We start from the raw sequence: 8,427 nt of genomic DNA, 5'->3' as shown, positions 1-8,427 counted from the left end.
TAGAACGATTGGTTCATGCCCATTGCCTGTTCGATACATCCATATGTAGGATTTTGTGGTTGCTTCTCGCCCTGGCTCATTTATAACTTCAAGCTCTGTTTCATCTGCGTGCAATACATCATGATTTACAAGCATACTTTGAAGATATTTATACATTGGGCTTAACCAATTTTGAGCAGCACTGATAATCTAATTAGACATGTTCTGCCTATTAATTGGTAATCCATAACGTTTATATTCTTGTTCTTGTCTATATAGTGGTATTGCATCTACATATTTTTTAGTCATTATATCTGCTATCAATGATGCGGAAGCAATACTTCCTTTGATTACTGGTTTAGGTGTAGGAGCTGTAATCATTGGAACAGTGATTCCTTCTCTTTCGCAATTACGACATGAATATATCATTGAATGTGTTTCTTTTACAATGATTTGAGCTGGTATCACTTCAAGTTCCCTTCGGATTTCAGGGCGCACCTCATGAAGGGTATTGCCACACTCAGGGCATACCTGTTCCTCTTTAGATAGCTTGTATTCCACAACCTGCTTGGTAAGTTTGGAAAAATCTTTTTCTCTCTTGCCCTTTTGCTTTTTGGGCTTTGATTTAGATTCTTCTATAGCTACATCATCAAGCTTAGGTTCAATATTTATCGGTTGCCGTTCAGCTTCAGCCTCATTAAATATTGGAAGTGATATTTGACCATCTATATTCTGTTCACTTGATTTGCCAAAGAGTTTTTGCTTGCTAAGCCTTTTTCTAAATGCTTGATGTAAAATATAAATACAAATAGTTGAAGAAAAGAAATACAAATAAAAAATGGAAAAAGTCATTGTCAACATCCCAAAAATAAACTACCCTTTAGTTGAGAGGCTAAAGGGGGTAGAAAGGAATGTTAACAATGACTCAAGTTAAGAATATCAAAAAAATGTATTACAGTAAAGGGAAAAAAGTAAATGAGATTGCAAAAATTACTGGACATAATTACAGAACAGTAATGAAATATCTTGAGAAAGACGATTTTAACCTGAATATAGGTAAAAAAGAAGGAGACAAAAGAGGTCGTCCTAAAAAGATTGAATCAGTAATACCAATAATTAATAGATGGTTAGAGATGGATAAGACTGCTCCAGTTAAACAAAGGCACACTGCTAAAAGAATTTATACAAGATTAAAAGAAGAATATGGAGAACTTCTTAATGTAGGTTACAGAACAATTGCAGATTATGTTGCAAAGAAGAAGAAAGAAATTTACAAGGATGAAGAAGGATATATCCCTCTTGAACATCCTAAAGGTGAAGCACAAGTTGATTTTGGCCAGGCGGTGTTTTATGAAAAAGGAAGACAAATTGAAGGACATTATTTAAACATGACTTTCCCATACAGCAATGGTGGTTACACTCAGGTTTTTAAGGGAGAAAATCAAGAATGCCTTTTAGAAGGGATGAAAAGGATATTCGAATACATAGGTCATGTTCCATACAAAATATGGTTTGACAATCTTTCGGCTGCAGTAATATTCGGGAAAAGTCGAGAGAGAAATCTGGTTGAACAATTTGAAAGATTTGCTCTACACTATGGATTCGAAGCTAATTTTTGCAATCCTAATAGTGGACACGAAAAGGGGAATGTTGAAAATAAAGTAGGATACCATAGAAGAAATTTTTTTGTTCCTATTCCACATTTTGAAAATATTGATGAATACAATAAGGAATTGCTGAAGCTTTCGGACATTGATATGAAAAGAGAGCATTATAGAAAGGGAGAAATGATTTTAAAGCTCCTTGATGAAGAAAAAGAATATATGTTTAAGATTCCTGAAAAGGAATTTGAGGTAGGAAGAATAAAAACCATAATAACTGACAAGTATGGGAAAGCAGAGTTTGAAACTAATCTTTATTCAACATCACCAGTTTATTCAGGCGTAGAAGTCGTTGTGAAAGCTAAAGCTGACAAAGTAATAATAATGAATAAGGACTTTAAAACGATAGTAACTCACGAAAGAATTTATGATAAGTATAAAGAATCGATGAAGTGGTATCCTTACCTTGAAGCTCTATCAAGAAGACCTAAAGCAATAAAATATACAAAGTTTTTCAACGAGTTACCCGAGGTTTGGAAGGACTATATAGATAGTCAAGATTATGAAGGGAAAAAGCGAAGTATTAAAGCACTTATGAAAATGATAGAAGGAGATGAACATTTAGGAATAATAAATGCAACAAGAGCAATAGAAGAGACCTTAAATAATGGTGTTAAAGACATAGACAGTATTATTGCAACTTACTATCGTATTAAAAACGTGGGGAATGTTGCAATAAATGAAATAAATCTTAACGACAATATCCCAAAGATTAAAGAATATCAAACAGATATCAATGTATATGATAGCCTGTGTAATAGGCAGGTGTATGCAATATGAACGAAGCGATAGTAGATAAAATAAGAAATTACTGCAAAGAACTTAAGCTTGGGACAAATATTGTTAGAAGCATAGGGATTATACAAGCGGATAGTCATGAAGAATTTCTTGCTAAAGTGCTTGAAATAGAAATAAAGCATAGAGAAACTACAAGAAAAAATAGATATTTAAAACAAGCAGGATTTGATGTTATTAAGACCTTTGAAAACTATAAATTTGACCATATTGAAATACCAATTAATTTAACAATAGATGCACTCAAAAGTGCAGAATTTGTGAAAAAGAAAGAGAATTTAATACTATATGGACCAGTAGGCACAGGCAAAACACATCTTGCAGTAGCAGTTGGAGTTGCTGCCTGTATGAACAATATGAAGGTTAAGTTCTTCAGAACAGCTGCACTTGTTAATGAACTAATAGATGCAAAAAATAATGGGACATTGAAAAAATTATTAAAACAAATAGAGCAGGTAGACCTATTGATATGCGATGAATGGGGCTATATACCAATTGACATTGAAGGAGCTAAACTATTATACCAGGTTATAGCAGGATGCTATGAGAAAAAAAGCATAATATTAACTACAAACCTTGAATTTAGTAAATGGAATAGCATCTTTTTCGATGAAAAGCTAACAAATGCAATACTTGACAGGATGGTTCATCATAGTCATTTGCTAATGTTTGAAGGGCCAAGCTGGAGGTTCCAAAATTCATTAATGAAATGCAATTAATTTACAATTATGGTAATGCGGATATTGCAAAGATTTTTTTCAAAAGTTTGTATTTTATTATTACAAAACACATGATATTATTACAATAATAAAAACAACAGGATTAACTGAAGAAGAAATTGAAGGTGTAAGAAAAGAAATGAAAAACAAAGCTAATTAATCAGATGTTTACGCTCAATGTTTAACAATTTTTGGAGGCGCATATGAACCATCATAGAGCAGTTGCAGTTTATATTTTAAATTCAAAAAATCAGATACTACTTTTATTTCACAAAAAACTGAAATCTTTCCTTCCACCTGGTGGGCATGTTGAAGAGGGGGAGCTAATTCATGCTGCTGCAGAGAGAGAGGCAATGGAAGAAGCTGGGGTTGAAATAGAATTTATAAACGTTTTTGAGGATTTTTCTGATGAAAGGGCAAATTCGCTGCCAGTTCCGTTTACTGTTCAGCTTGAAAAGGTTGGAGACCATTATCATGAGGATTTTGTATATATTGCAAGAGCCAAAAATGATACTATAAAGGATGTAGAAAACCATGGAGATATTGGATGGTTTGATATAGATAAAGCAGTTGAGCTTGAACTGTTTGATAATGTTAGAAAGCAGCTTTTATATATAAAGGATAATGTAATTAAGAGGTAGATGATACCTCTTTTATTTTTAGTAAAATTTATCCACTGCAATACCTATTGTATAAAGTTTATTAAATTGTTTCCGATATTAAAAGTAGGATACATAGGGGGAGATGATTAAATGGAAATCCAGAATATTAATAGAGGGAATTTAAATTCATCTGAGGTGCAGCCCATTAAAGTTGAAAAACAGCAGATAGAGAATCAGGCTAAGGAAAAGGAGCCAAAAGAAAAATTTAATAGAAAAGATATAGAAAAAGCTGTTGAAAAGGCAAACGAATATTTGTCTAATACTACTCATCTTAAATTTGAAATACATGAAAAAACAAACGATGTAATGATTAAGATTATAAACGATAAAACTGGGGAAATTTTGAAAGAAATACCTCCAAAGAAGATAATAGATATGATAGCAAGTATGATGGAAGTGTTTGGCATATTCGTAGATGAAAAGCGTTAGGGGGAAGGAAGATGCCTATTAATCCTATAACACTTGATAAACTTGAACCCCTTACGATTAAGCAGATTGAAACTAAAATAGTAGACAGAATAGTTCACGAAGCAAAGAATGCCGAATCAAAGCAGGACAACAGCAAAAATGAGCAAAACTTTAGCCACGAAAGGCAGCAAAAGGCTGCAGAACAATTTTCGGCTTATTTGAACAGGTATAATATTAAATTAGAATATAAAATATTAAAGGGTAGGGTAAAAATTAAATTGAAGGACGAAAAGGGCAATGTGATATTGGACACTGAAGTTGGAGATGTTGAAAAAATACTGAACTCGTTAAATAATATAACAGGAAAAATAATTGATATAAGAGGGTGATACTTTGACTTACGCAAACGCATTAAACGCATATCAACAAAATAGCATAAATACAGCATCTAAAGAAAAACTATTATTAATGTTATACGATGGACTCGTAAAATTTATTAAGCTTGGTATAGTTGGAATCGAAGAGAAGGATATTAAAAAATCACATGAAAACCTTATAAAGGCTCAAAATATAATACTTGAATTTATGGCAACTTTGAATATGGAACTTGGGGGAGAGATGGCAAAATCCCTTATGCTATTATATGATTATATGTATAGAAGATTAGTTGAGGCAAATGCAAAAAAGGATGTAGAGATTGCAAAAGAAATATTGGAATTTGCAGAGGAGCTAAAGACAACATTTGAGGAGGCATACAAAATAGCCAAGAAGTAGGTGTTAGTATGTTTGATGAAATAATTGAATTGTATAATAAGCAGCTTGAAAAGTATAAAGAAATTTATACTCTTCTTAGTATTTTTGAAGGTGAAGAGGAGATAGATATCGATAAATATAATGAACAACTGCAGAACATTTCATTTGACCTCGAGGTGATAGATAAGGCAAACCAAAGGGTAGAACAGCTAAAGGAAATCTATATTCTAAAGAAAAATATAACTGACTTTACAAAAAATGAAATAGAGAGAATTGAGGACGCAGAAAAGTTCAAACTATTTAACGATATAATAAAGGAGATTGCAGAAGTAATAAAAAACACTAAAAAACTTCAGGATAAGATTATAACTAAGCTAAATAAGCAACTAAGTTCTTTTTCAAATCTACTAAAAGAAAACGAGTATGCAAAGAAGATGGCTGAAGGATATGTAAATATTAGTAAAAGCAATAATATTATAGATGTCAAAAAATAGTCCTTGAGATAGGGACTATTTTTTTTACCATAAATTTATTATCAAAAATTTTACAAAAAATATTTAAATGTGTCACATTTTATTGTAAAATATATAATAAAACAAAAAGTATTTATCGAAAAATTTAATTTCATGTTAAATTATAGTAAAATTTTGTTGACACATGGAATACCCTGTAATAAATTAGTATTAGAATATTTTTAAGGAGATGTTGGTGATGCCTTCTGGAATAGATAATATCAGTATGGAAATGCTTAAAAAAGCTCTTGACGCCTCATCGGCAAGAAACAGAGTTATATCACACAATATTGCAAATATCAACACAAAAGGATATAAGGCCTTCAGAGTTGTTTTTGAAGACAAATTAAAGCAGGCAGTTAGTGGAGAAAGTTTACCGCTTAAAACCACAAATAGTAAACATCTAAATGATGGAACTAGTCTTGAAAATTTGAATTATGAAATTAAAAAGGATAACACAACTTCAATGAGAACTGACGGAAACAATGTTGACATCGATAATGAAATGACAAATCTAGCAGCAAATGCTATTCTTTATAACTCTCTCGTATCACAGGCAAATTCGAGGTTTGCTATGAGAAGATATGTAATAAGTGAAGGGAGAAGGTAATGAATGAATAATCTGTTTAATGCATTTAGAATAAGCGCAAGCGGAATGTCAGCAGAAAGGCTAAGGATGGAGGTTATCGCTGATAATATTGCTAACGCTGAAACGACAAGAACTTCTTCGGGTGGACCATATGTTAGAAAGGTTGTTTCGTTTGAAGAAAATTTAGTTAGAGCCATAGATAATAATAAAGTGACAGAAAAACTAAAGGGAGTTAAGGTCTCAGCTGTTTCAAAGGACCCAAGCCCTCTTAAGAAGGTATATGACCCATCACACCCAGATGCCGACAAAGATGGATATGTCTTAATGCCCAATGTAAATATTTTAAACGAAATGGTTGATTTAATAACTGCATCGAGAGCATTTGAAGCAAATGTTACAGCATTGAATGTCTCAAAACAAATGGCAATGAAGGCCCTTGAAATAGGAAGGTAGTGATATAGGTGGAAGTAAATGCAATAGCAACGAATATGTTTAACAATGTCCATAAAACTAACTCTGTTCAAAATAATACGCTTAATTTTGAAAATTTTCTTAAAGATGCTTTGGATAAAGTTAACGAAAAGCAAATAGAAGCCGAAAAGGCAACTATGGATTTAGTAACAGGTCAGGCTCAGGATATTCACCAGGTTATGATTACTACAGAAGAAGCAAGGCTTACGCTTGAACTTGCAGTCCAGATAAGAAATAAATTAGTCGATGCTTATCAAGAATTAATGAGAATGCAAATATAGTTGACCTGTGAAGGAGTGCTATAAATGGACAAAATAAAGCAAATTTTAAATAGTTTATTAGAAAAATGGAAGAATGCCACGAAGGGAAGAAAAATAGCAATAATCTCTCTTTTTACTTTTTTATTAGCTGCAATAATAATTTCAACAACATATTTAACTAGGGTTAAATATGGGGTTTTGTTTTCAAACCTTCAACCGCAGGATTCCAACGCAATAATAAGTAAACTTAAGGAGCAGAAAATTTCATACAAAATACAAGGAGATTCAATTCTCGTTCCAGAAAGCCAAGTGGATGAATTAAGATTAACTGTCCTTGAAAACGGTTATTTTCCATCATCAGGACAAGGTTGGAGTTTGTTTGACCAGAGCAAATTTGGGGTAACTGACACTGAAGCTAAGGTTATGTATCAAAGGGCGCTTCAGGATGAGTTGGCAAGGACTATTGAGAGCTTTGAAGAGGTTGAAAAGGCAAGGGTGCACCTTGTTTTGCCTGATGAGACTATATTTGCAAGGGAAAGTGAAAAGGCAAGTGCATCCGTAACTTTAAAGCTTAAGGGGACTAATACGCTGACCCCTGAAAAGGTAAAAGCGATTGTTGCTCTAATTTCAGGTTCTATTAAGAATCTTCCAAAGGAAAATGTTGAAGTAATTGATAGCAACATGAACCTTTTATCAGAAGGTTTATTTGACGATACCTTAACAGGAACATCTTCAGCCCTAAAACAGAGAGAGATTGAAAAACAATTTGAAGGACAGCTTCAAAAGGATGTTTTAGACATGCTTGAATCTGTTTTTGGTAGGAATAAGGTTACTGTTAAGATAAATGCTGACATGGATTTCGATTCAAAGACAATCACAACCATATCATACGACAAAGATGCTGTAATTAGAAGTCAACACAAGATTAAAGAATCAACTTCGGATTCAGCAGGAACAGGGACCGGCTCTAGTCCTATTGATAACAATATGAGCAATACAGTTGGCTCAAGCGGGAATCAGTCTTCAAACTCATCTAAGGAAGAAGAACTTACAAATTATGAAATTGGACAAACAGAAGAAAAGGTGTTAAAGGCTCCTGGAGAAGTTAAGAGATTGACAGTTTCTGTTGTAATAGATGGAACTTTAAATGATGCCGAGAAAACAACAATAAAAAATATAGTTGCAGCAGCTACAGGATATGACGAACAAAGAGGCGACCAGATAAATATTGAAGCATTGGCATTTAATAATGAGGATAAATTAAAAGCCCAGCAGGAAATAGAAGCGCTACAAAAGCAAATAGAACAACAGCAAAAGATTAAAATGTATGCTTATATTGGAGCAGCTGCTTTAGCATTTTTAACATTCTTAATTTTAATGTTAAGACGAAGAAGAAGAAATAAAGAAGAAGCAGAATTAGTTGCACAAACACCTCAGGGAATTGACGTTGTAATCTCAGATGTTTTACCAAAGCAGCCTGCATCATATGAACCGCTTTTATCAGATTCAGATGAAGAAATGGACCTTGAAAAGGAAATTAGAAATTATGCAGCTAAGAAACCAGAACAAGTAGTTGAACTTATTAAGACATGGTTAGCTGAGGATGAGAGGTGATTGC

General features: G+C 32.9%; 11 protein-coding genes and 1 pseudogene. 11 read left to right on the top strand and 1 reads right to left on the bottom strand.

What is annotated here, in order from left to right; translation table 11 throughout:
• Positions 1–831 (bottom strand): annotated as a pseudogene (locus ABG79_RS06225) (transposase); the annotation flags it as partial.
• A gap of 59 nt (positions 832–890) precedes the next feature.
• Here ABG79_RS06225 and istA point away from each other — a divergent pair.
• The 11 genes from istA (at position 891) to fliF (ending at position 8,423) form a co-directional block, all read left to right on the top strand.
• A complete protein-coding gene (gene istA / locus ABG79_RS06220) occupies positions 891–2,420 on the top strand; it encodes an IS21 family transposase (protein ID WP_057978239.1) in 1,530 nt (509 codons plus the stop codon).
• Positions 2,417–3,154, top strand: coding sequence for an IS21-like element helper ATPase IstB (gene istB, locus ABG79_RS06215; protein ID WP_057978237.1), 738 nt, complete (start codon positions 2,417–2,419; stop codon positions 3,152–3,154). Before istA ends, istB begins: the two co-directional genes overlap by 4 nt.
• 203 nt (positions 3,155–3,357) lie before the next feature.
• Complete coding sequence (locus tag ABG79_RS06210; RefSeq protein WP_057978236.1) at positions 3,358–3,795, top strand: NUDIX domain-containing protein; 438 nt, start codon at positions 3,358–3,360, stop codon at positions 3,793–3,795.
• Positions 3,796–3,906: 111 nt separating this feature from the next.
• Positions 3,907–4,245, top strand: coding sequence for a flagellar protein FlaG (locus tag ABG79_RS06205; RefSeq protein ID WP_057978234.1), 339 nt, complete (start codon positions 3,907–3,909; stop codon positions 4,243–4,245).
• A gap of 11 nt (positions 4,246–4,256) precedes the next feature.
• Positions 4,257–4,613, top strand: coding sequence for a hypothetical protein (locus ABG79_RS06200; protein ID WP_057978231.1), 357 nt, complete (start codon positions 4,257–4,259; stop codon positions 4,611–4,613).
• A 4-nt stretch (positions 4,614–4,617) separates the two neighbouring features.
• Complete coding sequence (gene fliS, locus ABG79_RS06195) at positions 4,618–4,998, top strand: flagellar export chaperone FliS (protein ID WP_057978229.1); 381 nt, start codon at positions 4,618–4,620, stop codon at positions 4,996–4,998.
• A gap of 8 nt (positions 4,999–5,006) precedes the next feature.
• Positions 5,007–5,471 carry a hypothetical protein gene (locus tag ABG79_RS06190; RefSeq protein ID WP_057978228.1) on the top strand — a complete coding sequence of 155 codons (465 nt, stop codon included), beginning with the start codon at positions 5,007–5,009 and terminating at the stop codon, positions 5,469–5,471.
• 217 nt (positions 5,472–5,688) lie between these two features.
• Positions 5,689–6,099 (top strand): flagellar basal body rod protein FlgB, encoded by a 411-nt coding sequence (flgB, locus tag ABG79_RS06185; protein ID WP_057978226.1) that lies wholly within the window; start codon positions 5,689–5,691, stop codon positions 6,097–6,099.
• A gap of 3 nt (positions 6,100–6,102) precedes the next feature.
• A complete protein-coding gene (gene flgC, locus ABG79_RS06180; protein WP_057978223.1) occupies positions 6,103–6,531 on the top strand; it encodes a flagellar basal body rod protein FlgC in 429 nt (142 codons plus the stop codon).
• 35 nt (positions 6,532–6,566) lie between these two features.
• Positions 6,567–6,830, top strand: a complete 264-nt coding sequence (gene fliE, locus ABG79_RS06175; RefSeq protein WP_152978219.1) for a flagellar hook-basal body complex protein FliE — start codon at positions 6,567–6,569, stop codon at positions 6,828–6,830.
• Positions 6,831–6,854: 24 nt separating this feature from the next.
• On the top strand, positions 6,855–8,423 hold the full coding sequence (fliF, locus tag ABG79_RS06170; RefSeq protein ID WP_057978219.1) for a flagellar basal-body MS-ring/collar protein FliF: 1,569 nt from the start codon (positions 6,855–6,857) through the stop codon (positions 8,421–8,423).
• Positions 8,424–8,427 lie beyond the last annotated feature (4 nt).

Origin of the sequence: Caloramator mitchellensis, from assembly GCF_001440545.1 — a bacterium.
GTDB lineage: Bacteria > Bacillota > Clostridia > Clostridiales > Caloramatoraceae > Caloramator > Caloramator mitchellensis.
This window is presented reverse-complemented; position numbering and strand designations above follow the sequence as displayed.